The sequence below is a fragment of the Pectobacterium wasabiae CFBP 3304 genome (assembly GCF_001742185.1).
GTDB classification, from domain to species: Bacteria; Pseudomonadota; Gammaproteobacteria; order Enterobacterales; family Enterobacteriaceae; genus Pectobacterium; species Pectobacterium wasabiae.
Genome location: NZ_CP015750.1, coordinates 3435719 through 3459684, shown reverse-complemented (window position 1 = coordinate 3459684; position 23966 = coordinate 3435719). Strand labels below are relative to the sequence as shown.

Annotated in this window: 19 protein-coding genes; 9 read left to right on the top strand and 10 right to left on the bottom strand. The window is 50.5% G+C overall.

The features are described 5' to 3' along the window. Nucleotides 1-6 precede the first annotated feature (6 nt). The 3 genes from A7983_RS15660 to wecA form a co-directional block, all read right to left on the bottom strand. Nucleotides 7-441, bottom strand: a complete 435-nt coding sequence (locus tag A7983_RS15660; RefSeq protein ID WP_005974054.1) for an arsenate reductase/protein-tyrosine-phosphatase family protein — start codon at nucleotides 439-441, stop codon at nucleotides 7-9. Between the two features lie 8 nt (nucleotides 442-449). Beyond that, nucleotides 450-1586, bottom strand: coding sequence for a polysaccharide export protein (locus A7983_RS15655; protein WP_039477464.1), 1137 nt, complete (start codon nucleotides 1584-1586; stop codon nucleotides 450-452). A gap of 123 nt (nucleotides 1587-1709) precedes the next feature. Next, the gene (gene wecA, locus A7983_RS15650; RefSeq protein WP_005974048.1) at nucleotides 1710-2789 is read right to left on the bottom strand and encodes a UDP-N-acetylglucosamine--undecaprenyl-phosphate N-acetylglucosaminephosphotransferase; all 1080 of its coding nucleotides are present in this window, start codon (nucleotides 2787-2789) and stop codon (nucleotides 1710-1712) included. A gap of 646 nt (nucleotides 2790-3435) precedes the next feature. Here wecA and A7983_RS15645 point away from each other — a divergent pair. Continuing rightward, nucleotides 3436-5022, top strand: a complete 1587-nt coding sequence (locus tag A7983_RS15645; RefSeq protein WP_005974046.1) for a TerC family protein — start codon at nucleotides 3436-3438, stop codon at nucleotides 5020-5022. Nucleotides 5023-5105: 83 nt separating this feature from the next. Here A7983_RS15645 and dcuC read toward each other — a convergent pair whose 3' ends face one another. The 6 genes from dcuC to A7983_RS24670 form a co-directional block, all read right to left on the bottom strand. Then, nucleotides 5106-6458, bottom strand: a complete 1353-nt coding sequence (gene dcuC, locus A7983_RS15640) for an anaerobic C4-dicarboxylate transporter DcuC (RefSeq protein WP_005974044.1) — start codon at nucleotides 6456-6458, stop codon at nucleotides 5106-5108. A gap of 264 nt (nucleotides 6459-6722) precedes the next feature. Then, entirely contained in the window at nucleotides 6723-8558 is a 1836-nt protein-coding gene (gene asmA, locus A7983_RS15635; protein WP_005974039.1) for an outer membrane assembly protein AsmA, read from the bottom strand. 63 nt (nucleotides 8559-8621) lie between these two features. Continuing rightward, on the bottom strand, nucleotides 8622-9203 hold the full coding sequence (dcd, locus tag A7983_RS15630) for a dCTP deaminase (RefSeq protein ID WP_005974037.1): 582 nt from the start codon (nucleotides 9201-9203) through the stop codon (nucleotides 8622-8624). A 108-nt stretch (nucleotides 9204-9311) separates the two neighbouring features. After that, on the bottom strand, nucleotides 9312-9953 hold the full coding sequence (gene udk, locus A7983_RS15625; protein ID WP_005974035.1) for a uridine kinase: 642 nt from the start codon (nucleotides 9951-9953) through the stop codon (nucleotides 9312-9314). A gap of 178 nt (nucleotides 9954-10131) precedes the next feature. Beyond that, complete coding sequence (gene apbC, locus A7983_RS15620) at nucleotides 10132-11241, bottom strand: iron-sulfur cluster carrier protein ApbC (protein WP_005974033.1); 1110 nt, start codon at nucleotides 11239-11241, stop codon at nucleotides 10132-10134. 51 nt (nucleotides 11242-11292) lie between these two features. Continuing rightward, complete coding sequence (locus A7983_RS24670; protein ID WP_257785296.1) at nucleotides 11293-11427, bottom strand: hypothetical protein; 135 nt, start codon at nucleotides 11425-11427, stop codon at nucleotides 11293-11295. A 37-nt stretch (nucleotides 11428-11464) separates the two neighbouring features. Here A7983_RS24670 and metG point away from each other — a divergent pair, with 37 nt between their 5' ends. The 7 genes from metG to A7983_RS15585 all read left to right on the top strand — a co-directional run bounded on the left by metG (nucleotide 11465) and on the right by A7983_RS15585 (nucleotide 22489). Further along, on the top strand, nucleotides 11465-13495 hold the full coding sequence (gene metG, locus A7983_RS15615; protein ID WP_039477768.1) for a methionine--tRNA ligase: 2031 nt from the start codon (nucleotides 11465-11467) through the stop codon (nucleotides 13493-13495). A gap of 281 nt (nucleotides 13496-13776) precedes the next feature. Beyond that, the gene (gene fdnG, locus A7983_RS15610) at nucleotides 13777-16824 is read left to right on the top strand and encodes a formate dehydrogenase-N subunit alpha (protein WP_005974029.1); all 3048 of its coding nucleotides are present in this window, start codon (nucleotides 13777-13779) and stop codon (nucleotides 16822-16824) included. Nucleotides 16825-16836: 12 nt separating this feature from the next. After that, nucleotides 16837-17745 carry a formate dehydrogenase subunit beta gene (gene fdxH, locus A7983_RS15605; protein WP_005974027.1) on the top strand — a complete coding sequence of 303 codons (909 nt, stop codon included), beginning with the start codon at nucleotides 16837-16839 and terminating at the stop codon, nucleotides 17743-17745. Continuing rightward, nucleotides 17738-18373 (top strand): formate dehydrogenase-N subunit gamma, encoded by a 636-nt coding sequence (gene fdnI, locus A7983_RS15600; RefSeq protein WP_005974025.1) that lies wholly within the window; start codon nucleotides 17738-17740, stop codon nucleotides 18371-18373. Before fdxH ends, fdnI begins: the two co-directional genes overlap by 8 nt. Before the next feature lie 266 nt (nucleotides 18374-18639). Then, nucleotides 18640-19716, top strand: coding sequence for a sugar ABC transporter substrate-binding protein (locus A7983_RS15595; protein ID WP_005974021.1), 1077 nt, complete (start codon nucleotides 18640-18642; stop codon nucleotides 19714-19716). A 14-nt stretch (nucleotides 19717-19730) separates the two neighbouring features. After that, a complete protein-coding gene (locus A7983_RS15590) occupies nucleotides 19731-20981 on the top strand; it encodes an LVIVD repeat-containing protein (protein WP_005974019.1) in 1251 nt (416 codons plus the stop codon). Between the two features lie 131 nt (nucleotides 20982-21112). Continuing rightward, nucleotides 21113-22489 carry an esterase-like activity of phytase family protein gene (locus A7983_RS15585; RefSeq protein WP_005974017.1) on the top strand — a complete coding sequence of 459 codons (1377 nt, stop codon included), beginning with the start codon at nucleotides 21113-21115 and terminating at the stop codon, nucleotides 22487-22489. A 36-nt stretch (nucleotides 22490-22525) separates the two neighbouring features. Here the strand turns inward: A7983_RS15585 and pgl are convergent, their stop codons facing one another. Next, the gene (pgl, locus tag A7983_RS15580; protein ID WP_005974015.1) at nucleotides 22526-23524 is read right to left on the bottom strand and encodes a 6-phosphogluconolactonase; all 999 of its coding nucleotides are present in this window, start codon (nucleotides 23522-23524) and stop codon (nucleotides 22526-22528) included. Between the two features lie 210 nt (nucleotides 23525-23734). On the opposite strand from pgl, the gene A7983_RS15575 reads away from it, so the two are divergent. Continuing rightward, complete coding sequence (locus A7983_RS15575) at nucleotides 23735-23965, top strand: hypothetical protein (RefSeq protein ID WP_043885469.1); 231 nt, start codon at nucleotides 23735-23737, stop codon at nucleotides 23963-23965. Nucleotide 23966 lies beyond the last annotated feature (1 nt).

Below are 23966 nucleotides of genomic sequence, written 5' to 3'. Positions count from 1 at the left end.
GACTTGTTAACGGCTTAATGCTTGCACCCATTTCTGGGCAGACTGCTCAAGTTGCAAGTAAACGAATTCAAATGCTTCACGACTTTTTCGGTATGGATCCGCAATCTCTTGCTGATTAAGCCAACGGCCAAACAGCATTGTCTTGCCTCGGACTTCTGGCGCAATACGGCACACACCATCAATGTGTCCTTTCTCCATAACCAAAATAAGATCATATTGTCGACATAGCGCTGAAGTCAGTTGCTGTGCTTCATGACCATCAAGAGAAAGATTATGCTGGTTCGCTACATCTGCTGCGACCGCGTCTGCAGGTTTTCCAACCAGCGCGCCTAACCCCGCGGATGAAATTTTTTTGCTAGGCAATGCCTGTTTTAATAACCGCTCTCCCGTAGGGGAACGGCAGATGTTACCTACACAAACAACTAATATAGAATCAAACATAGTTATCTCTATGGCCAGGTGCGAACTCGCAGACTACCCTCACTCAAATCGTTAAACGCAGAGATCGTCGGTGCAAGCTGTGAAATTAGGCGGTTCCAACGTGAAATTGGTGCAGTGGTGACATAAACCACATCATAAGGCTGAAGCTGGAATTCAGTCCCCATAACAAGCGAAGTGGCATCAGCAGCGTTGAGCTGATAGATATCCGCCAACTTTGGCCCTTGAGTTCCTCGAAGAGGACGAATAACAAACACGCCTGTTGCATCGGCCAGCGTTTGATCCATGCCTTCAGCATTTCCCAAGGCCTCTGTCAAAGTCATACCGCTACGGTCCATTTTGAACGTGCTTTGTTTCTTGACTTCGCCCATGACGAACACTTTCTGGTCATCATTACGGGGGATGTAAAGGATATCGCCAGGGTACAGTAGCGTATTTTGAGAGAGGTCGCCGTTTTGCATCAGCGCCTGAAGAGAGATGCGTTTTTCTCGACCATTATGCGTCAGCACAATATTACGCCAGTCTGCATCGTCACTTAACCCGCCAGCTTTATTAATCGCATCGAGAATGGTTAGTGGCACATTAGTAATAGACTGTTCACCAGAGGTTTTCACTTCCCCCGTCACATACGCCTTTTGAGAACGGAAAGCGGCAATACTTACATCAACCTGTGGGGATTCGATATAAGTAGCCAAGCGGGACGTAACTTCCTCACGTACCTCAGTAACCGTTTTACCTACAACTTTCACCTTACCAATATAGGGGTAGAAGATAGTGCCATCGGAATGCACCCAGTTCCCCGTATCTGCGGCGGTGCGGTATGTCCCTGCTGGCGTAGTGAGTTCAGGGTGATCCCACACGGTGACCATGATGACATCACCGATGCCAATACGGTATTCATACTGTTGCAGTTCACGCTCTAGCGCGGGGTTAGTTTGCGCAATCAGCGGTTTCGGGCGCATTTTATCCACTAAATAAGGCGTTAGCGGATAGACATTGACCAATTTATTAATATTAAAATCAGCGTCTTGCTGTTCAATAACCTCTTTGCCACTCGTAGAAAGATGGCTACCTGGAATTAAGGTACACCCGCTCAGCAAAGCGAGTGATACCATCATTGGTATCAATTTAAATTTGTGCTTTATCATCCTGTTCATGCCATCTTTTTGATTAAAAATCGTGCAAATCCCTACAAAATATTAAGTCATTATATAGGACGTTTAGTGAAGCAAACCTACAATCTAAAGCGTAAAAAATTGTTAATTTATCTGTTAGCGCCGTTGTTCCATTTTCTCCGCAATACTAAGCGTCTCATGATCGGCTCGCCTTATCCACGTCAGTAAGCGCCATATGCGTGTAATCGCCCAAAAATAGCCAACAAAAACGACAAGGAATGCGCTTAACATAACGGATTCGGTTATACCACTTAACTCACAAACAATACCAATAGCGGCCAAAGTCACTGCGACAATAATAATCGCCAAGAGCGATTGTCTTGGCGTTAGGCCTGCGCGCATCAATATATGGTGCAAATGCTCTCGGTCAGGCTTGAACGGGCTATCCCCTCTACGAACTCTACGTACCATAATCGTTACCATATCCATTAAGGGAATGGCGATTAACCACAGTGCTGTCACTGGGCGAATCACGGCCTCATTGCCTTGCGTAGCCAAAATCAACAACCAGATAACAGTAAAACCGATGAGAGTACTACCTGCATCCCCCATAAACACTTTAAATTTGGTTCCCCAAGGCACACCAAGGTTTAACAAAATATAGGGTAACGTCGCAGCCAATAAGCACAAACTCCACCGTGCAAGTTCGTGTCGCCCGTCAAGGTAAAAGACTACCGCCAAAGCACCAAATGTTACGCAGGAAAGTGTGCCCAGTAAGCCATCAATACCGTCAACCATATTAAAAGCATTGATCGCTCCCCACACCGCAAAAAGCGTAACCGTATAACCGAAAATTCCTAAAAGCAGTTCATAACCGAATAATATCTTGCCGAAGGACACCAGATATAGCCCTGCGTACATCATCAGACCCGCCACCAATGCCTGCAAACCAACGCGGGGAAGGACGGGAAGATCAAATCTGTCATCCAGCACACCGACTATCAGTAATGCCGTCGCACAAATCATATAGAGAGAGAAATGAGGGAGCCACTCTGGATCAAATGCATACATCACCCACAGGGCTATATAAATAGAAACACCGCCGACAAGCGGAATATGGCCGCTATGCCTCTTACGCTCGTTAGGTTTATCCACCAGCCCGACTTTTATTGCTACTTTTCTTGCTAAGAACAATGCAATAAAAGCACTCAGGAAGATCACCATGAATTCTTGCATTTTTGCACCATCATCAACCTGTTATGTGAATGTTTTGCTTTAGGCACGCTACCGCCCTTGGCTTATAGCTACCAATGCGCTGTCAAACAACGTATGGAACACCACCCTCTGGACAACCCCTGACTCCGTAAGCCCTCTGCTCATGTGTAAACATTCAAATTTTATGTTAATTAACTGTTTTGATTGACAAAAAAAATGAAAATTAAATGTATTTATTTATATAAATTTATCTAAATAAAAAAGCTAAACTCCCCCATAGTATTGGCGACGGCGTAAATAGCACAAGGGTAAGATGGCTTGGAAGAGGCTTTTCAGAATAAGACTACGCACATCCCTGTCGTAAAACCTTGCTAACTCGGCACATTATTCTATGCGCTGTATACCCGCTCTATCAAACAATAACGTGCGACACCTTATGCATCACTCTTAAAACCCTGCTTATTGTCTTTTTTTTAACCAACCAGACTACCAAGCTACATACTTTTCGGAGTCAAGAAAATGATAATGCCTATCAGATCATCTATCTGCTCGGTATTTGCCCATGAGACACTCTTACTATAAAGAATATCCCCGCAAATTCTGGTTCATCTGCACGCGCCCTGATACGCTATTAAGGTTACGTTCATTTAAAGGTGAAAAAATAGCTATGGAGTGGATCGCTGATCCAACGATATGGGCCGGGTTGGCCACGCTGGTTGTCCTGGAACTGGTTCTGGGCATTGATAATCTTATCTTCATCGCCATTCTGGCTGAGAAACTCCCAAAAGAGCAGCGTGACAAAGCCAGAGTCGTCGGTCTGTTACTTGCCCTGATTATGCGATTGGGCCTGCTGGCTTCCATTTCCTGGCTGGTGTCGTTAACTACCCCTCTCTTCACGTTTATTGGGCACACATTCAGTGCTCGCGATGTCATCATGCTGGTTGGCGGGTTATTTCTGCTTTTTAAAGCCACCATGGAGCTCAACGAGCGCCTCGAAGGAAAAGATGAGGAGCATCAAGCCCAACGTAAAGGTGCACGTTTCTGGCCGGTAGTCGCCCAGATTGTGGTACTGGATGCCATATTCTCGCTGGATTCCGTGATTACCGCTGTCGGCATGACTGACCATCTGCTGGTCATGATGTCTGCCGTGACGATCGCCATCTTCCTGATGTTGCTGGCCAGTAAACCACTGACCCGTTTTGTCGCTGAACACCCGACCATCGTTATCCTGTGCCTCAGCTTCCTGCTGATGATTGGTTTTAGCCTGGTGGCGGATGCGTTTGGTTACCACATTCCCAAAGGCTATCTCTACGCTGCGATAGGCTTCTCTGTACTGATTGAGATGCTGAATCAGGTTTCCCTGTTTAACCGCCGACGTTTTCTTTCTTCTTCTATTCCACTACGCCAGCGTACTGCAGAGGTCGTTTTGCGCATTTTGCGCGGCAACCATGAAGAAGCTGAGCTGGACAATCAAAACTCGTCGATGATTGCAGACAATACCCGGTCAGGTCAGGAAGTCTTCAATATTCAGGAACGCCGGATGATAAAGCGGGTATTGGGACTGGCTCAGCGAACTATCAGCAGCATCATGACGTCGCGGCATGATATCGAGTCGGTTGAGCTGGATATTACGCAGGAGGCGCTCGCTAAACTGTTAACCAGCAACCAGCACTCCCGACTTGTGGTAACTGACAGCAATACCTCTGACGAGCCGCTAGGCATCATAAATGTTGCCGATTTACTCCAGCAGCAGCTAAACCGCGAACCATTTAACCCACGTATTCTGATCCGTCAGCCACTGGTTTTCCCTGAGCAACTCTCGCTTTTACAAGCGCTGGAACAGTTTAGAGAAGGAAGAACGCATTTTGCATTTGTTGTTGATGAGTTTGGTTCGATGGAAGGGATTGTCACATTGAGTGACGTGATGGAAACCATCGCGGGCAACTTACCGCGCGAAGGAGAAGATCGCGATGCTCGCCACAGTATTCAGCAAAATGATGATGGCAGTTGGACCGTAAATGGCTATATTCCATTGGAAGACCTGACAATGTATGTTCCGCTGGCGCTGGATGCAAAACGTGAATACTACACGTTGGCAGGGCTGCTGATGGAACACGCGCAGCGAATTCCACAGGTGGGTGATACGCTATCAATCGATGGTTACCAGTTCACTATTTTGGCGGTGGAAAGCCATCGTATTGTGGAAGTCCACATCACCCCAAGCAACGAACCACAGACTGACTTTGAAGTGTGATGACATAGGCGTAGTGTCGTTGCCGACACCATATTCCTACTCACAGCCCCTTCCAAAACGGTAGGGGCTGTTACTATCTGTTATCAGGCAGGGATCATAATTTCAGTAGCAACCACCACCACGATCAGCCCAACCAGCACGGGAACCGATGTGCGCTTTACTACCTCAAACGGCGATATTTTCGCCATCCCAGCTACCGCAACCACTACCCCGGATACCGGAGAAATGGTACGGCCCAAATTGGAAGCCTGAAGCATCGGAATGGCAAGGTAGGCTGGGTTGATGCCCATTTGAGACGCCAGCTTTGGAATCAGCTCAACAAACGCATAGAACGGCGCATTGCCCGAACCGGTGGTCATCGCGGCCAGCATCGTGATGACCACCAGCACCAGCATAATCACCAACCCACCGCTGCCAAATGACTGCGCGAGGCCAATCAGTCCGCTGATAAAGCCAATCGTGCCAAGCCCCTGAGCAAAGACGCCGGCCGCGACCAACAGAATAACAACGCTAGAGAAGGCATCTGCCATGCCACGATAAGCGACATCCAACCCATCAAACACTTTTTGCGCATTGAACGAGCGAACAAATTCCAGCACTGCGGCCAACACCATACAGATAACCAGTACGGTGATAATGTGAAGCTCCGGCCCCCATTTGCCATCAAAGACCAGAACGCCCATGATCGGCGTAAACGGCAGAATGGCGTAAAAACGCGGGGCATTCGTCGTGATCTCACTGACATCCAGAATCTCATGTCTAACATTCGCTTTGTTGTCCAAATAGCGCTGCCAAAAGAAATGGGCAACGGCCATGCACACGATCGCTATGATGGAAATGGGCAGCGTAGCCTTAAAGGCGAAATCAACCAGTTTCATCTGCGATGCCTGCGCGGCAAGCACCACATCGCCCGATGTCGGCGACAGGATCAGCGCCACAGGAGAAGCGCAGATTGCAGCAGCAGCGCCACGGCTAATGCCGACGTTCACCATGACAGGGAACAGCGTTGCCATCAACAGCACCCCCAGCCCAGTAGCCGATGACACCGCCAGCGACATCAGACAAGCGACAAAATAGGCTGCAATCATCAGCAAATAAGGCGAGTTAATCATTTTAAGCGGGCGAGAAACCAGCTTGACGACGACATCATTGGCACCAATGTGGGTCATATACGCGGCGAAACCGCATAGCACCATAATCATCATGCCAAGATCGCCACCACGGCTCATCAGCAAAATTTTTACATATTCAACAATATCTGTAGCACTCCAGCCCGTCGCCTTTGCGCTGGCTGGCAATATATTTTTCCCCAGCATGGCACTGATAGCCAAGAGTAACAGGCCTCCCACCAACAATACGCCGGTCGCGGAATACCCTTTTATAATGTAACGACCGACCAGAATCGTTACAGCAACACCAATCAAAAGTTCGAGCATAGTGGATTTCAATACCTGAGTAATAAATTACCTGACAGAAATTTCCCGGCAGCGGAGTGGCTCCGCCCCGAAAATAGGGAGCGAAGTTTACTGCTTTAGAAAATAAAAAAAGAGAAAAATATTACTATGCCGAGTTAAAAAAGAGACATTGGGCACAAAGTTTGTCTGGGGAAGGGTGACAAATTAAGGGGATACATTAAGAAGAAGCCGCCGATTTGCTGACAGGAATCAGCAAATCGGCCTAGGACGCAGTACTTCTGGACATTAAAGACGATCGAGCAACTGCTTCAAATCTTTGCCCTTCTGGTTTTGCTGATTGTGGCTGGCCCAGTCATTTAAGCGTTTCTTCAGCTCGTCCTGTAGGCGCTTACGCAGTAATTGATCCACCTGTAACTGGTAATTCAATTTATCCCACTCGCCATAGATACGTAATGGGATCGCTGTGTTTTTCAACACGCTGACCAGTTGCTCATCACCCTGCCACCCCTGCGTGATAGAGACATTCACGTTGACATCACACGTCTGAGCCGGCAAATCGAATTGTCCGACACCGCTTAGCGACAGCAGCTCTGAGCGGCCATTAAGATCGGTAAGGCGCAACTTACCTGCGTTCAACTGTATTTTTCCGGTCAGTTGTTGCAGTTCGGTATAGCGCTCATAGCGTTCTTGACCGCGCACATTGCCGTTGCTACGTGCCACAGCCATTTGCACCATTTGCTGAATATTCAAGCCCTGCAAACGGACATTATTGGCTTGCAGCACCGCCGTTCCTTGCCACTGCTGGAGCAGAGCAGGCAACGCAAAGCTATTGCCGCTGAATTGTCCTGTCATCGACAGCTTCCCACTCGCCGTCTGGTTGGGTAGTTCAAAAGCTGACATCAGTTGAGAAAGTTCAATATCCTTGAGATCGGGTCGTAGCGTAATATTGGTTGATGATTTCGTCACAACTTTACTCGGCAATGAGAAATGCCCGCTACCCAGCTCGCCACTTAAGGTCGAAACATCGAGCAGCCCTGGCTGATTATCTGCCCGTAATATGAATTGGCGGATATCAAGGCCACGGTAAATCAGTGATGCGGCCTGTAGCGACAGACGCGCAGTGAATCGCTGTAAGCTATCTTCTGGCTTGGCCGCTTCACCTTCATTTGAAATGACGGGGGGGGATGGTTTAACAGCCACCGTAGGCGCGTTATTTTCTTTTACCGCCGCAATCCCCAGCAGAGAATCTAGATCCAGCTTCTCAGACAACAAATCCAGCTCGTAATGGGGAATATCACCCAGAGTCACACTACCTGCCCCCGACAACTGGCTGTTATTGGTATTGAGTGCAAGCTGGCTAAACGTGATTTTTTCAGGCTGCTGCTGATAACTGACCTGAACACTTCCCGTTCCACTGATACCGCTTGTCGGTATTCCAGCGCCCTGGAGCTGGTAATCCAGTTTGGTGATAGTGGCATTGACCTGCTGGGGGAAACGCAACAGATCGACGTCTGCTGCGAGAGAGAAGGCGATATCGCGCTGATCGCGGTTGATACGACTCGATAACTCGATGTTAATCTGGCGATCGCTGTTCTGCTCCATCGCAAGATTAATATCGCGAACATTAATCTGTTCATTATTACTGCGTTGCAGAATTAACAGGCTATCGGCGACTTTTATCTTATCAATATCCAAACGCCAGCGCCGTTCTTCGGATGGAGCCTGCGATCCCGCTGGAGCAATGGGCGCATTGTTGGCCTGCCTAGCTTCACTTTCCGGCGTCAGGCGAATAATAGCCCCTTTCAGCATCACCTGTTTGACTGCCAGCTTGTGCGATAGCAGCGGCCACAGTTGCACATCAAGGCGCATATTCTCAGCACTAACAATCGGCGCACTAGAGCCCGGCGCACTTAGTGACATACCGCCGGATAAAATACTCAGTTGCGGCCATACGTGCCAGCGCAGATCGCCGTCCAGTTGGAGGCGATAGCCGCTACGTTCCTCAACCTGCTTCACCATGTAAGCGCGGAAGTCATTGGGATTAACCAGTACGACCAAGGCCGTCATTCCTGCCACCAGCACCACAAGCAGAATTGCCAGCGTCGTCAGAAATCTTCTCATGCCATCCTCATTGCGAAACGCGCGACTGCCTGATTTTTACGTTACAGGCCTATTGCCAAACGCTCAGTCTTTATCGATCCGGCTCGCTACCGCACCCTGTTGATCTTTATATTTAGCATCCTGACGGCGGTTGTAGGGGCGAGCAGCCGGCCCGGAAAGAGGTTCAAAGCTCAGAGCGCCAATCATCATGCCGGGCCGTAACGCCAGCGGCAACTTGCCTGAATTATAGAACTCCAGCACAATTCTTCCTTGCCAACCGGGATCGATACGGTGCGCGGTGACGTGAACCATCAACCCCAGACGAGCTAGCGAGGAACGACCATCCAGCCAACCTACCAAATTATCCGGCAGCGTGACGGACTCAAACGTTACTGCTAGCGCTAATTCTCCCGGATGCAGGAAAAACGCTTCGCCTTCCGGCAAATTTATTTCATCACTCATGACGCGATCCAGCGCCGCACTGACTTCGTCTTTCGGGCCGCTTAAATCAATGAACGCCGCAGTGTGTCCGCGGAAGACGCGAAACTGATTCCCCAAACGGACATCAACGGTCGCGCCACTGATCCTCTCCGTTGGCGGGCGGGGCGTAATCACCAGTCGGCCATCATCCAGCCAGGCTTCAATGTCTCGGTCACACAGTCTCATCTTATTCTCCATTCGACACCGGTATCTATCGGATAAACCTCATCCATACCCGTATAACATCACGTTAGAGCGCATTAGCAGTACAACGTGAATCAGTCAAGGTATCCACTACTCAAAGAACTGGCTTATCTTGGCTTTCAAAATATCAATTGCAATACGGTTTTTCCCGCCGCGTGGCACGATAATATCGGCATACTGCTTAGAAGGCTCAATGAATTGCAGGAACATCGGGCGCACGGTTTTCTGATACTGCTCCATCACCGAGTCCATTGAGCGCCCGCGCTCATTAACGTCGCGGCGCATGCGGCGCAGCAGGCAAATATCCAGCGGCGTATCGACAAAGATAGAGAAATTCATCTCATCACGCAGACGTGCATCCGTCAGTAGCAGAATACCTTCCAGGATAATGACCTTTTTCAGCTCAATATGCACCGTTTCCTGCTTGCGGGTGTGCTCGACATAGCTGTACTGCGGGACTTCGATAGCCTGACCCGCTTTAAGCATTTGCAAATGCTTAATAAGCAGGCTGTGATCCATCGAACTTGGGTGGTCATAGTTGGTTTTTACCCGCTCTTCCATGGTCAGGTGGCTTTGATCTTTATAATAGCTGTCTTCAGATATCACCCCGATATGCTGATCACCAACCTGATCGCGCAATTCGCGATACAAGGTGCTGGAAATAAGACTTTTACCCGAAGCGGATGCCCCAGAGATCCCGATGATGACGCACTGGTGAGACTGATCAGTCATGGTATTAACGACCTGATTAACATAAATAAAAGAGAGGGGAATGCGCCAACAGGCGCTTTGACGTGTAATTATAGGGAGTTAGCCTCAGTCACGCCACCCTTTCCACGTATTGCGTCAGAGGAAACAAGGCACTGACATATTCAACAAGCCGGGACAATGCCCGGCATTGATAGAAGCGTTACAGCGCTCGGAAAGAAATTTCTCCAGGAATAGTATCACCCTGCCAGTAAAGCTGGGCGGCAACCTGCCCCGCCAGTTCGCGGTACAAAGCAGTAAATTCGCTGTCTGGCTGGCTGACTACCGTCGGTTCGCCGCGATCGAGGTCTTCACGCAGGGAGATATGTAGCGGAAGCTGGCCCAACAGAGAACAGTGGTATTTTTCCGCCAATTTCTGCGCACCGCCCGTACCGAAGATCGGCTCCAGATGACCACAGTTGCTACAGATATGGACGCTCATATTCTCAACGATACCCAGTACTGGCACGCTGACTTTTTCAAACATTGCAATGCCTTTCATGGCATCCATCAGCGCGATATCCTGTGGCGTCGTCACAACAACTGCACCAGTGACGGGAATATTCTGCGCCAGCGTCAGTTGGATATCCCCCGTACCCGGTGGCATATCTAACACCAGATAGTCCAGATCCGGCCAAAGCGTATCCTGCAACAGTTGCAATAACGCTTTGCTGGCCATCGGCCCACGCCACACCATCGCATTATCGTCCGTCACCAGATAACCAATCGAATTGGTTGCCAGGCCGTGCGCCATAATCGGTGCCATATGTTGACCATCCGGCGAAGTCGGGCGCTCACTGGCCGAACCCAGCATGGTAGGAATGGAAGGGCCGTAGATATCGGCATCCAGAATGCCCACATTGGCACCTTCAGCCACCAGTGCCAGCGCCATGTTGACCGCCGTGCTGGATTTGCCAACTCCGCCTTTCCCAGAACTGACGGCAATGATGTTTTTCACGCCCTTCACGCCAGCCTGATCGTTCACCCGGCGCAGCGTAGCGATATCGTGCGTCAAGCGCCATTCAACCGCCTTTGCGCCCGATAAACGTAATAACTCATCGCTAACCGTTTCTTTTAAAGCTGCCAAACCACTCAGCCAAACAAACGGCATCGTTAGTTCGAGGTGCAACACATTATCCAGCAAGGCACAATGGCGCAGCGCATTCAGTGTCGTCAGGTTATTTTTCAGTGTCGGGTGCTGAAAAGTAGATAAAACCCCGGTAACCATCGCACGTAGTGCTTCAGGACGTTGTTCGGGGACTGTCGCGTTCATTCCGGCTCCTTGAAATTCTCATATTTGACCGTTGAGACTGTGTATAGCATATCAGAGCCATCGCCCACTGACGCCCTTCGGCATCAAAAACGTGGAAACGCTACGCAAAATAGAATCTGCCATGTTGTTTCCTGCCGTTTTTACGCATGCCAGCGGTTTACGCAGCAAGGCGCTATCGGTTAACATCGATCTCCCTCTATTCACAAAAGAAAGCAAGTTCCCCATGACTCAAGTCGCAAAGAAAATTCTGGTAACGTGCGCGCTGCCTTACGCTAATGGTTCGATTCACCTCGGTCATATGCTTGAACACGTTCAGGCCGATATCTGGGTTCGTTACCAGCGAATGCGCGGCAACCAGGTTCACTTCATCTGTGCGGACGACGCCCACGGCACGCCGATCATGCTGAAAGCACAGCAGATGGGGATTGCGCCAGAACAGATGATTGCGGCAATGAGTCAGGAGCATCAACAGGACTTTGCCGGTTTCAATATCAGTTATGACAACTACCACTCTACGCATAGCGAAGAGAACCGTGAGTTGTCAGGCCTGATTTATCGTCGTCTGAAAGAGAACGGTTTTATTAAAAACCGCACGATTTCCCAGTTGTACGATCCAGAGAAAGGCATGTTCCTGCCGGATCGTTTCGTGAAAGGCACCTGCCCGAAATGTAAGGCGGTCGAACAATATGGCGATAACTGTGAAGTGTGTGGCGCAACCTATAGTCCAACAGAGCTGATCGAACCGAAGTCTGCGGTTTCTGGCGCGACGCCGGAGATGCGCGAATCAGAACACTTCTTCTTCGATCTGCCTGCGTTCAGCGACATGCTACAGGCCTGGACACGTTCTGGCGCATTGCAAGAGCAGGTTGCCAACAAGATGCAGGAATGGTTCGATTCGGGCCTGCAACAGTGGGACATTACCCGCGATGCGCCATATTTCGGTTTTGAAGTCCCTGATGCGCCGGGCAAATATTTTTACGTTTGGCTGGATGCGCCAATCGGCTACATGGGCTCGTTCAAGAACCTGTGCGACAAACGTGGCGATCTGAATTTTGATGATTTTTGGAAGAAAGACTCAGATGCAGATTTGTACCACTTTATCGGTAAAGACATCGTTTATTTCCACAGCTTGTTCTGGCCGGCTATGCTGGAAGGCAGCGGTTTCCGTAAGCCGACGAACCTGTTCGTTCATGGCTATGTCACGGTCAACGGTGCCAAGATGTCTAAATCACGCGGCACCTTCATTAAAGCGGGCACGTACCTGCAACATTTGGATGCCGATTGCCTGCGCTATTACTACGCAGCCAAACTGTCTTCTCGCATTGATGACATCGACCTCAATCTGGAAGATTTCGTCCAGCGCGTGAATGCGGACATTGTGAATAAAGTCGTGAACCTGGCATCGCGTAATGCGGGTTTCATCAGTAAACGCTTTGACGGCAAACTGGCAGACACGCTGGTCGATCCTGAGCTGTACAAAACCTTCACCGACGCCGCCACCAGTATTGCGGAAGCCTACAGCAGTCGTGAATCCGGGCGTGCCATTCGTGAGATCATGGCGTTGGCGGATATTGCCAACCGCTATGTTGACGAGCAGGCACCGTGGGTAGTGGCGAAAGCCGAAGGTCGGGATGCCGACCTACAAGCCATCTGCTCAATGGGCATCAACCTGTTCCGTGTATTGATGACGTACCTGAAGCCGGTTCTGCCTTCGCTAGCACAGCGTACCGAAGCATTTTTGAATACGGAACTGAGTTGGGATGCGATCGCCGCTCCGCTGCTGAACCATCAGGTCAGTCCATTCAAAGCACTGTTCAATCGCATCGATCTGGATAAAGTCAGCGCAATGGTTGATGCCTCTAAAGAAGACATGGTCACCGCGCAAAAAACCGTATCCGGTCCGTTGGCAGACAACCCCGTGCAGGACACCATTAGCTTTGACGATTTTGCCAAAGTCGATATGCGGATCGCCCTGATTAAACAGGCCGAGCTTGTTGAGGGTTCTGACAAGTTATTACGTCTGACGTTGGATCTGGGCGGCGAAACGCGTCAGGTCTTCTCCGGTATTCGTGAGGCTTATCCCGATCCGGCTAAGCTGGAAGGCCGTTTAACCGTGATGGTCGCCAACCTGGCTGCACGTAAAATGCGCTTCGGCATATCGGAAGGTATGGTGATGGCTGCGGGTCCCGGCGGGAAAGATATCTTCTTGCTGAGTCCAGACAGCGGCGCACAGCCTGGCATGCAGGTCAAATAACAACCCCACCAAGCCGGATTCTTATCCGGCTTTTTTTTTGCAACAATTCCTCCACAAATACCGGTCGATCTCCCTCCAACAGCCTCGTTACTTTGCATAGTTTGTAACCATGAAATAACAAAACCGTTATGCATTACAATATATAACGAATAAAAAATATACCTCTTTGTAGGTGTAATGGGCATTTAAATACGTAAATTTTGATTTTGCGCAAAGCCCACATTTTATGTGTTGTTAAATTGCTCGCAACAAAAATGACACATAATTACACAGGGAAACTAATGCAACTCAATAGAAGAGGTTTCTTTAAAGTTTGCGCGGGAGGGATGGCTGGAACCACTCTCGCGGTATTGGGCTTTACACCCACAGAAGCAATGGCATCAGTGCGTCAATACAAATTGTTGCGAGCAAAAGAGACACGTAACAACTGTACATACTGCTCGGTCGGTTGTGGTGTGCTCATGTATAGCCTGGGCGATGGTGCAAAGAACGTAAAACCCTCCGTTTTTCACATTGAAGGCGATGCAGACCATCCGGTCAGCCGTGGCTCCCTTTGCCCGAAAGGTGCGGGCCTGGTCGACTACATCCACAGCGAAAACCGTCTGCTCTACCCGGAATACCGCGCGCCAGGTTCAGACAAGTGGCAACGAATCAGTTGGGACGACGCGATTGAACGTATCGCACGTCTGATGAAAGCAGACCGAGACGCCAACTTCCAACGCACCAACGCGAAAGGCGAAACCGTCAACCGCTGGTTGACTACCGGTATGTTGTGCTCTTCTGCGGCCAGCAACGAAACGGGTATTCTCGACCAGAAATTTGCCCGCGCACTCGGCATGGTGGCTATCGACTGTCAGGCCCGTTTATGTCATGGGCCAACCGTCGCCGCACTGGCACCAACATTTGGCCGCGGCGCAATGACCAACAACTGGGTGGATATCAAAAACGCCAACGTCATTATCGTGATGGGCGGCAACCCGGCAGAAGCACACCCGGTGGGTTTCAAATGGGCCGTTGAAGCAAAAACGCATAACAATGCGAAACTGATTGTTGTTGATCCGCGCTTTAACCGCTCCGCTGCCGTTGCCGATCTTTATGCTCCGCTTCGCGCAGGTTCAGACGCTGCTTTCCTGCTCGGCATCGTTAACTACCTTATTACGAACAATAAAATTCATCGCGAATACGTGGTGTCTTACACCAACGCCAGCTTGATCGTGCGTGATGATTTCAGTTTCGACGAAGGGTTGTTCAGCGGTTACGACGAACAAAAACGCCAGTACGACAAATCCAGTTGGCAGTATGAGCTTGATGAATCCGGTTTTTCCAAGCGCGATAATACGCTGTCCCACCCGCGCTGCGTCTGGAATCTGCTGAAAAAACACGTTTCCCGCTATACGCTTGAAATGGTGACGTCCCTGTGCGGAACCTCAGCCAAAGACTATGAAGAAATTTGCCGCACGCTGGCCGAAACTTGTGTGCCAGACAAAACGGCAACCTTTATGTACGCGCTGGGCTGGACGCACCACACCAACGGTGCACAAATCATCCGTGCAGCAGGTATGATCCAGCTTTTGCTGGGCAATATTGGTATGGCGGGTGGCGGTATCAACGCCCTGCGCGGTCACTCCAATATTCAGGGTTATACCGACCTCGGGCTACTGACGACAAATCTGCCAGGCTATATGCCCCTGCCGTCAGAAAAACAGCCGGATCTGAAAACCTATCTGGGACAAATCACGCCAACCGCCGTACTACCCGATCAGGTTAACTACTGGAAAAACACGCCAAAATTCTTTATCAGTATGATGAAGAGCTTCTATGGTGATAACGCACAGGCTTCGAATAACTGGGGCTATGACTGGTTGCCGAAGTGGGATCGTAGCTACGACGTTATGGTGCAAACCGAGCTGATGGTCGAAGGCAAAATGAACGGCTACATCGTTCAGGGCTTTAACCCTGTTGCCGCGTTTTCCAACAAGAACAAAGCGACCGAAGCACTCTCCAAACTCAAGTATATGGTTGTCATCGATCCGCTGGTCACCGAAACGTCCACGTTCTGGCAAAACTACGGCGAATTCAATGATGTTGATACGAAGTCCATTCAGACTGAAGTTTTCCGTCTGCCTTCTTCCTGCTTTGCCGAAGAAAATGGTTCTATCGCCAACTCGGGCCGCTGGTTGCAATGGCACTGGGCGGCGGCTGAGCCACCAGGAGAAGCCCGCCACGACGGGAAAATCCTCGGCAAACTGCTGATGCGCCTGCGTGAACTGTATAACGAAGAAGGTGGTGCTTATTCCGATCCGTTGATGAACATCAATTGGAACTATAAAGACCCGGAAGATCCGTCACCGGAAGAAATCGCCCGCGAAGCCAACGGTATGGCGCTGGCGGACATTTACGACGACAGCGGTAAACTGATCCTGAAAAAAGGCCAGCAGCTTGCTGATTTCTCACAACTGCGTGATGACGGTACAACGTCAAGTTTCTGCTGGATCTACGCCGGTAGCTGGACGGAAGCCGGTAACCAGATGGATAAACGCGACAATGCTGATGCCGGTCTGGGCTGCACACCAAACTGGTCATGGTCCTGGCCACAAAACCGCCGCATCCTCTACAACCGCGCCTCCGCCGACCTGCAAGGTAAACCGTGGGACAGCAAGCGTAAACTGTTGGAATGGAATGGCAAGAAATGGCAAGGCATTGATGTGCCAGATTTCGCCGCCACCGTGCCGCCGGGCGCAGACACAGGGCCGTTCATTATGCTACCGGAAGGTCTGGCGCGTCTGTTCTCCACAGACAAACTGGTAGATGGGCCATTCCCTGAGCACTATGAGCCGGTCGAGTCACCTATCGGTACTAACCCACTACACCCTTCGGTGATTTCCAGCCCGGTGACGCGCCTATTCGCCCGTGATGCGAAGACTATGGGCACCGCAAAGGATTTCCCTTACGTAGCCACAACATACGCTATTACGGAGTTGTTCCGCCATTGGACGAAACACGCGCGTCTGAATGCAATTGTGCAGCCCGAGCAGTTTGTGGAGATTGGCGAAAATCTGGCGAAGATCAAAGGCATTAAAGCAGGCGATGAAGTCAAAGTCTCCTGCCAGCGTGGCTACATCAAAGCCAAAGCGGTAGTAACCAAGCGTATCAAAACGCTGGAAATTGCCGGACGCAGCGTGGAAACCGTTGGTATTCCCTGCCACTGGGGCTATGAGGGAACCACGCGTAAAGGGTTCCTGGCTAATACACTCACCCCGAGCGTCGGCGACGCTAATTCACAAACGCCTGAATATAAAGCGTTTTTGGTTAATGTAGAGAAGGTGTAAGGGTAGCCAACTATGTCAATGCAATCACAAGATATTATCAAACGTTCGGCCACCAACGGCTTTACACCGCCTCCGCATGTGCGTAATGACAAAAGCGAAGTGGCAAAACTGATCGATGTTACCACCTGTATCGGCTGTAAAGGCTGTCAGGTGGCCTGTTCAGAGTGGAACGACATTCGTGATGAAGTCGGCCATAACCTCGGGGTTTATGATAACCCCGCGGATCTGAGCGCAAAATCCTGGACGCTGATGCGCTTTTCCGAAGTGGAAGAGAACGATCGTCTGGAATGGCTGATCCGTAAAGATGGCTGTATGCACTGTAGCGATCCTGGCTGTTTGAAAGCCTGTCCTTCCGCGGGAGCAGTCATCCAGTACGCCAATGGTATCGTCGATTTTCAGTCTGAAAATTGTATCGGCTGCGGCTATTGCATCGCCGGTTGCCCGTTCAATATTCCTCGTCTGAATAAAGAAGATAACCGCGTCTATAAATGTACGCTGTGCGTCGACAGGGTCAGCGTTGGGCAAGAACCAGCCTGTGTGAAAACCTGTCCAACAGGCGCTATTCGTTTCGGTACGAAAGAAGAAATGAAGCATCTGGCGGAAGAACGCATTGCCGACCTGAAAAGCCGTGGTTACGAGCACGCGGGTCTTTACGATCCGCAGGGCGTAGGCGGTACGCATGTGATGTATGTTCTGCACCACGCAGACAGACCATCGCTCTATCACAACCTGCCGGATGACCCGCAAATTTCTACGCCAGTCAATCTGTGGAAAGGCATTCTGAAACCGCTCTCTGCGTTAGGGTTTGTCGCCACGTTCGCCGGGTTAATGTTCCACTACATTGGTGTGGGTCCAAACACCGAGGAAATGGAGCATGAAAACGAGGGAGAAGACAAAGAAGGGGGAGACAAACATGAGTAAACCAAAAATGATTTTGCGTACCAAGTTTATCGATCGCATCTGTCACTGGATTGTGGTGATTAGCTTTTTCCTGGTCGCACTCTCAGGGATTGCCTTGTTCTTCCCGACCCTGCAATGGCTGACGCAGACATTTGGTACGCCGCAGATGGGACGTATTCTGCACCCGTTTTTTGGCGTGCTGATCGTCATCTGCCTGATTCCGATGTTCTTCCGCTTTGTTAGTCATAACATTCCGAAGAAGCGCGATCTGCCGTGGTTTCTCAACATTATTGAAGTGTTGAAAGGCAATGAACACGAAGTGGCTCAGGTGGGTAAATACAACCCAGGCCAGAAAATGATGTTCTGGAGCATCATGGGGCTGACGCTGGTTCTGCTGATCACCGGGGTTATCATGTGGCGTCCTTATTTTGCTCACCTGTTCCCGATTGATATCGTGCGCTACGCCATTCTGATTCACGCGGCCGCAGCTATCGTGCTAATCCATGCCATCTTGATCCATATGTATATGGCATTCTGGGTTAAAGGTTCGATTAAAGGCATGATTGAAGGCAAAGTATCCAAACGTTGGGCGAGTAAGCACCACCCGCGCTGGGCGCGTGAAATGGAAGAGAAAGAAACGAAGAAATAATTCATTCTCTCTTCACTATACCTGCTCCTTAAATGCCCGCCTCGCGGGCATTTTTCTTTTCACTCGCAGTCAGTACGAATCGTTATAACTTAAATCCAAACGTCATAACTCTCCCCTCTTTCTCAGCTATCGCTCGACGGCTATGATGCAGTATTATTTTTAAATAGACATCCAGACATAAAGACAGCTATAAAGTAGTGACGCAGACAACATAACAATACTGTCATCGACACAACATCAATTTATAAAACGCCATGGAGCTGATAATGAAGAAATTTACGCCTGCCCTGCTTGCACTGAGCTTACTGACAGCATTACCAGCACTGGCGAATCAGAACGCCACCATTGCCCCTGTTCCGGCAGCGATCGCCAATCATAATGGCCCGGTTCGTGTCGCCGTTATCCGTAATCTGGGATCGGATGACAACACGACCCAGTTCGTTTCCGGCGTGCTCGAAGAAGGCAAAAAATTGGGCTTCAAGGTCAGCACGTTCCTAAGCAACGGCGATGATGCCCGTTTTCAAGATTTCGTGAATCAGGCGATTAGCCAGAAATATGATGGCATCATCCTGTCGCAGGGTCGCGATCCCTACTCTACCGATTTGATTAAACGCATCGTCGACAGCGGCATTGCCGTTTCCGTGTTTGATACCGCCGTGAACGGCGAGATTCCAGGTGTGACCGTCACCCAGCAGGATGACGCCTCACTCACTAACGAATCACTCGGCCAACTGGTAAAGGATTTCAACGGCAACGCCAACATCATCAAACTGTGGGTCGCCGGCTTCCCGCCGATGGAACGCCGTCAGCTTGCTTATCAACAAATCCTGAAAGCCAACCCTGGCATCAAAGAGCTGGAATCAATTGGTGCCGTGTCTTCTGACGTACAGGGCGACACTGCCAATAAGGTCGGCGCAGTACTGGCGAAATATCCTAAAGGCAAAATCGATGCGATCTGGGGCTCGTGGGATGCCTTCAGCCAGGGTGCTTATAAAGCTCTGAAAGAAAATGGCCGGACTGAAATCAAACTGTACAGCATCGACATTTCCAATCAGGATTTACAACTGATGCGCGAAGCAAGCAGCCCGTGGAAAGTCAGCGTGGCCGTCGATCCTAAATTGATCGGTAAAGTGAATCTGCGTCTGGTTGCCAACAAGATTGCCGGTGAACCGACGCCAGCAACCTACGAGTTCCGTGCAGCCGCAATTCCACAGGCACTGTTAGCCAGCCAGCCGGGTGCAGTCAACGTCGCCGGATTGGCAAAAATCATCCCAGGCTGGGGCCATACGGATGATTTTATCGCACCATGGTTTGCTACACTGGAAGCCAAACAGGCGAAATAATACGGAGATAACTTATGGCCTCGACACCTCTGCCCACACCCGATTACAGCCACAATATGCGGCTGATTGGACACAGCGATCAAGGCGGCAGACCCGATGGCGTGCAGGTAATGGTCCATCGCGGCTACGCTTACATCGGGCATATGGTTTCACAAGGCGTGTCGATTGTGGATGTGCGCGATGCCAAGAATCCGAAGCCAGCGGGGTTTATTGCCGCCCCGCCCGGCACCTGGAATATCCATCTGCAAACCCACGATGACCTGCTACTCGTCGTCAATGCACGCGACTTATTTGCCGACGCCAGCTTTGCTGAGGAAAAGGTCTATTACACCCGCTCCGTCGCCGACACGGTCAGTACCAAACAACAAGGCAAAAGCTGGAGCGCCGGATTACGGATTTTCGATATCTCGACGCCGGATAAACCACGCGAAATCAGCTTCCTGCCACTAGACGGCATCGGCATTCACCGTATCTGGTACGTAGGCGGGCGATGGGCCTATGTCTCCGCGTTGCTTGATGGCTACAGCGACTATATCTTTCTGACTATCGACCTAGCCGATCCGCAGCGCCCGGAAGTCGCTGGCCGTTACTGGTTACCCGGAATGCACACCGCTGGTGGGGAGACCGCAAGCTGGCCAGAGGGCAAACGTTATGCTCTGCACCATGCCATCATCAGCGGCGACACCGCCTACGGAAGCTGGCGAGATGGAGGGTTGACGCTGCTGGACGTGAGCGATCGCACCAACCCACAACTCATCAGCCACCGCAACTGGAGTCCACCGTTTGGCGGTGGCACACACACGGCGCTGCCGCTGCCGGATCGCGATCTGCTGATCGTGTTGGATGAAGCAGTATTGGATAATCAGGAAGATGGCGAGAAGTTGATTTGGGTGTTCGATATTCGTGAACCGAGCAATCCAGTGAGCATCGCCACCTGTCCACAGCCAAAAGAGACGGATTACGTGAAGAAAGGCGCACACTTTGGCCCACATAATCTGCATGAAAACCGGCCTGGCAGTTTCATCAGCTCATCACTAATCTTCGCCACTTATCAAAATGCCGGAGTGCGGGCTTACGACATCAGTAACCCGTATCAGCCGAAAGAAACGGGCGCATTAGTGCCTGCGGCACCAGCCACAATGGTCGATAAACGCCCCGGTAGACCGCAGATTATTCAGTCCTGCGATGTGTTTGTTGATGCCGATGGCATCATCTACAGCACGGATTACAACGCAGGTTTGTCGATTATCGAATATCGGGGCTAAGCTCCCTCGCATCATCTTCCCCCCTACGCGTGGCATCAATATGCCGCGCCTGTTTTCATACTACTGTCATTGTCGATTTCTATAGTGGCTAACCTTACGGCTTATTCACCATGACCCAAAAAGGAATCGTAATGAGAACGTATCACCGTTTCCCCCTCCGTTGGCTAACGCTGGCACTTTTCACACTTCTGGGATTGAATCATTCATTTGCCACGCAGACATCGGCAGCCACTGCCTCTCCGGCTGAACTGGCGGGCCACGTGGTTATACCCGTAAAATCTTTTATTCCCGCGCCCAATGATGCCCCTGCGGACATGAAAGTCAGCGGTAAATACACGACAGGCTCACGCGTCACGGCGTTAAACAGCGTGCCGGCAAAATCGGCGGATCGACTAACGGGGCTTGCACTTCCCGTTGAAGGACAACCGCTGCAAGGCCATTCCGGAATTAAACACATGCCTGATGGCACCTATTGGGTGCTGACAGACAACGGTTATGGCACCAAAGTGAACTCCCCCGATTCACTTTTGTACCTGAACCACTACCAAATGGATTTTAAGAACAATACCGCCAGTCGACTGGAAACGGTATTCCTGCACGATCCCGATAAACGTGTGCCGTTCCACATCGTCAACGAAAGCTCAGACAAGCGTTACCTTACCGGTGCCGACTTCGACCCGGAAAGTTTTCAGTTTGCAGATGGCAGCTTATGGGTTGGTGAGGAGTTCGGCCCTTATCTCATCAAAGCGGACCTGACAGGAAAAGTACAAGCGGTATTCGATACCTATGTTGATGGCAAAATGGTGAAATCGCCAGACAATGCAACACAACCTTCCCCCGGTACGCCAGGCGGCAAACCGAGCTTTCAGGTGTCTCGCTCGAAAGGTTTTGAAGGCATGGCGGTCTCAAAAGATGGTTCAAAACTGTACCCACTGCTGGAAGGCGCATTATGGGACAGCGCACGCCAAGAGTATGAAAATATCGCGGGTAAACGTTATCTGCGCGTTCTGGAGTTTGATGTTAAAAAACAAATCTGGACAGGTCGTAGCTGGCAATACGTGCTGGAAGATAACCAGAACGCGATCGGCGATTTCAACATGATTGACGATAGGCAGGGGTTAATCATCGAACGTGACAGCAACGAAGGCACAATGGACAAAGCCTGTCAGGCAGGTGCAACCACCACGGACTGTTTCAGCGCACCGGCCCGCTTTAAGCGAATCTACAAAGTGGGGTTCTCAGATGACAATGTGGGTAAACCTGTCGATAAATCAGCTTACCTCGACCTCATGAACATTCAAGATCCCAACCATCTGGCACGTAAACCGCTAACGCAGGGTGTATTCACCTTCCCGTTTATGACGATCGAAAACGTCGATGTTGTTGATGCCCACCATATCATCGTCGGCAATGACAATAACTTCCCATTCTCATCCAGTCGTCAGCCCAATGCGGCGGATGATAATGAGTTTATACTGCTAGACGTAAAGGATTTTCTCACCCAATAAGCCATTATGCTCCCCTTCATAGGGGAGCATACCGACTCAATCCAGCGCCAGCACCGACACCCACATTGGCCCTTGGCCGACGGCGTAACGTGCCAGCGGTTGCAGATCGCCCGTGTGCTGATCGATGTGATACACCTCGATGTGCTGAGATTTCTGCCCTGCTGAAATCAGGAACTCACCGGTATGATCGATATTAAAACCACGCGGTTGCGTTTCGGTCGGCTGATGGCCGGTCAGTGTTAACGAACTACCATCTTCAGACACGTGGAAAACGCTCAGTAGGCTGGCAGTACGATCGCTGATGTACAGGAAGCGGCCATTCGGCGTGATGTGAATATCTGCCGCCCAGCGCGTATCGCTGAAACCAGCAGGCATGGCGTCCAGCGTTTGCACTTTCTGCACGTCGCTGCTGGCTGCATCCAACTGATACACATCTACCGAGCTGTCCAGTTCATTCACGCAATAAGCAAAGCGCTGATTCGGGTGGAAAGCCATATGGCGCGGACCCGCCCCCGTTACCGTTGTCATTTCTGCTTGACGATGTACGCTCAGTTCACCTGCCGCCGCCAGATCGTACAAACGAATACGGTCTTCTTTCAAACACGGAGCCCACACCACGGAATTGGTTGGATCGATATTGGTAGAGTGACACCCTTCCAATCCATCCAGTTGCTGAATCGGCTCGCCGACAATGCCGTCAGCATCAATCGGGCTAACGCTAACGCAAGCGCCGCTGTAAGACGCGCTGAACAGGAAACGTCCGTCGTTATCGGTCGACAAGTGCGTCGGGCTACCCGGCAAAGAGGCGACACCCGCCTCCGTCAATTTACCCTGCGCATCAATACGATAGCTCAGAACCCTGAAATCAGGACGAACCCCGACATACAGATGGCGCTTATTCGGCGCAATCACCATCGGCTGAACCTGTCCCGGCACTTCAACGGTTTGCAATAATGTCAGATTTCCTTGGACACCGAGCTGCCAAACATGGATTTGCTGGCTTTCCGGGCTGGCGACATAAACAACTTGCTGCATCGTATTCTCCTTAATTTCACTCGAATGTGGTGGCGCAGGAAGGCTCAAAAGAGGTAGAGGTTCATTGAAAGGATAGCGAACTGGCTCAACCTGACGCGCGGTATACCATAGATGACCAATCACTCTATTCTACAGTGACATTGCAAGGCTACTATTGATTTACGTAATGACTGATTTAGCTAACGGGCGTTGATGGTGCAGCAATAATGAATGGCCTTCACCAGCGGTGAAGGTATTCCAACGCCAGCACAGGAGCCACTGTCCATGATTGGGCAAGTGAAATCACATCAGCAAGAAGTTATCGAACATGCATTAGCGCATCAATTGGTAGATAAAATAGAAGCGATTTGTCAGCGTGAAACACGCTGGCCTAAACGTGTTGCGCTGATGGATTCATGTAAAAAGAATCGTTCTTTACCACATCAAGGGATTTCATTTTGAT

Excerpts from the sequence above, each read along its gene's own strand:
- A7983_RS15660 (WP_005974054.1), bottom strand. The coding sequence starts at position 441 with ATGTTTGATTCTATATTAGTTGTTTGTGTAGGTAACATCTGCCGTTCC.
- A7983_RS15655 (WP_039477464.1), bottom strand. The coding sequence starts at position 1,586 with ATGATAAAGCACAAATTTAAATTGATACCAATGATGGTATCACTCGCT.
- wecA (WP_005974048.1), bottom strand. The coding sequence starts at position 2,789 with ATGCAAGAATTCATGGTGATCTTCCTGAGTGCTTTTATTGCATTGTTC.
- A7983_RS15645 (WP_005974046.1), top strand. The coding sequence starts at position 3,436 with ATGGAGTGGATCGCTGATCCAACGATATGGGCCGGGTTGGCCACGCTG.
- dcuC (WP_005974044.1), bottom strand. The coding sequence starts at position 6,458 with ATGCTCGAACTTTTGATTGGTGTTGCTGTAACGATTCTGGTCGGTCGT.
- asmA (WP_005974039.1), bottom strand. The coding sequence starts at position 8,558 with ATGAGAAGATTTCTGACGACGCTGGCAATTCTGCTTGTGGTGCTGGTG.
- dcd (WP_005974037.1), bottom strand. The coding sequence starts at position 9,203 with ATGAGACTGTGTGACCGAGACATTGAAGCCTGGCTGGATGATGGCCGA.
- udk (WP_005974035.1), bottom strand. The coding sequence starts at position 9,953 with ATGACTGATCAGTCTCACCAGTGCGTCATCATCGGGATCTCTGGGGCA.
- apbC (WP_005974033.1), bottom strand. The coding sequence starts at position 11,241 with ATGAACGCGACAGTCCCCGAACAACGTCCTGAAGCACTACGTGCGATG.
- A7983_RS24670 (WP_257785296.1), bottom strand. The coding sequence starts at position 11,427 with ATGTTAACCGATAGCGCCTTGCTGCGTAAACCGCTGGCATGCGTAAAA.
- metG (WP_039477768.1), top strand. The coding sequence starts at position 11,465 with ATGACTCAAGTCGCAAAGAAAATTCTGGTAACGTGCGCGCTGCCTTAC.
- fdnG (WP_005974029.1), top strand. The coding sequence starts at position 13,777 with ATGCAACTCAATAGAAGAGGTTTCTTTAAAGTTTGCGCGGGAGGGATG.
- fdxH (WP_005974027.1), top strand. The coding sequence starts at position 16,837 with ATGTCAATGCAATCACAAGATATTATCAAACGTTCGGCCACCAACGGC.
- fdnI (WP_005974025.1), top strand. The coding sequence starts at position 17,738 with ATGAGTAAACCAAAAATGATTTTGCGTACCAAGTTTATCGATCGCATC.
- A7983_RS15595 (WP_005974021.1), top strand. The coding sequence starts at position 18,640 with ATGAAGAAATTTACGCCTGCCCTGCTTGCACTGAGCTTACTGACAGCA.
- A7983_RS15590 (WP_005974019.1), top strand. The coding sequence starts at position 19,731 with ATGGCCTCGACACCTCTGCCCACACCCGATTACAGCCACAATATGCGG.
- A7983_RS15585 (WP_005974017.1), top strand. The coding sequence starts at position 21,113 with ATGAGAACGTATCACCGTTTCCCCCTCCGTTGGCTAACGCTGGCACTT.
- pgl (WP_005974015.1), bottom strand. The coding sequence starts at position 23,524 with ATGCAGCAAGTTGTTTATGTCGCCAGCCCGGAAAGCCAGCAAATCCAT.
- A7983_RS15575 (WP_043885469.1), top strand. The coding sequence starts at position 23,735 with ATGGCCTTCACCAGCGGTGAAGGTATTCCAACGCCAGCACAGGAGCCA.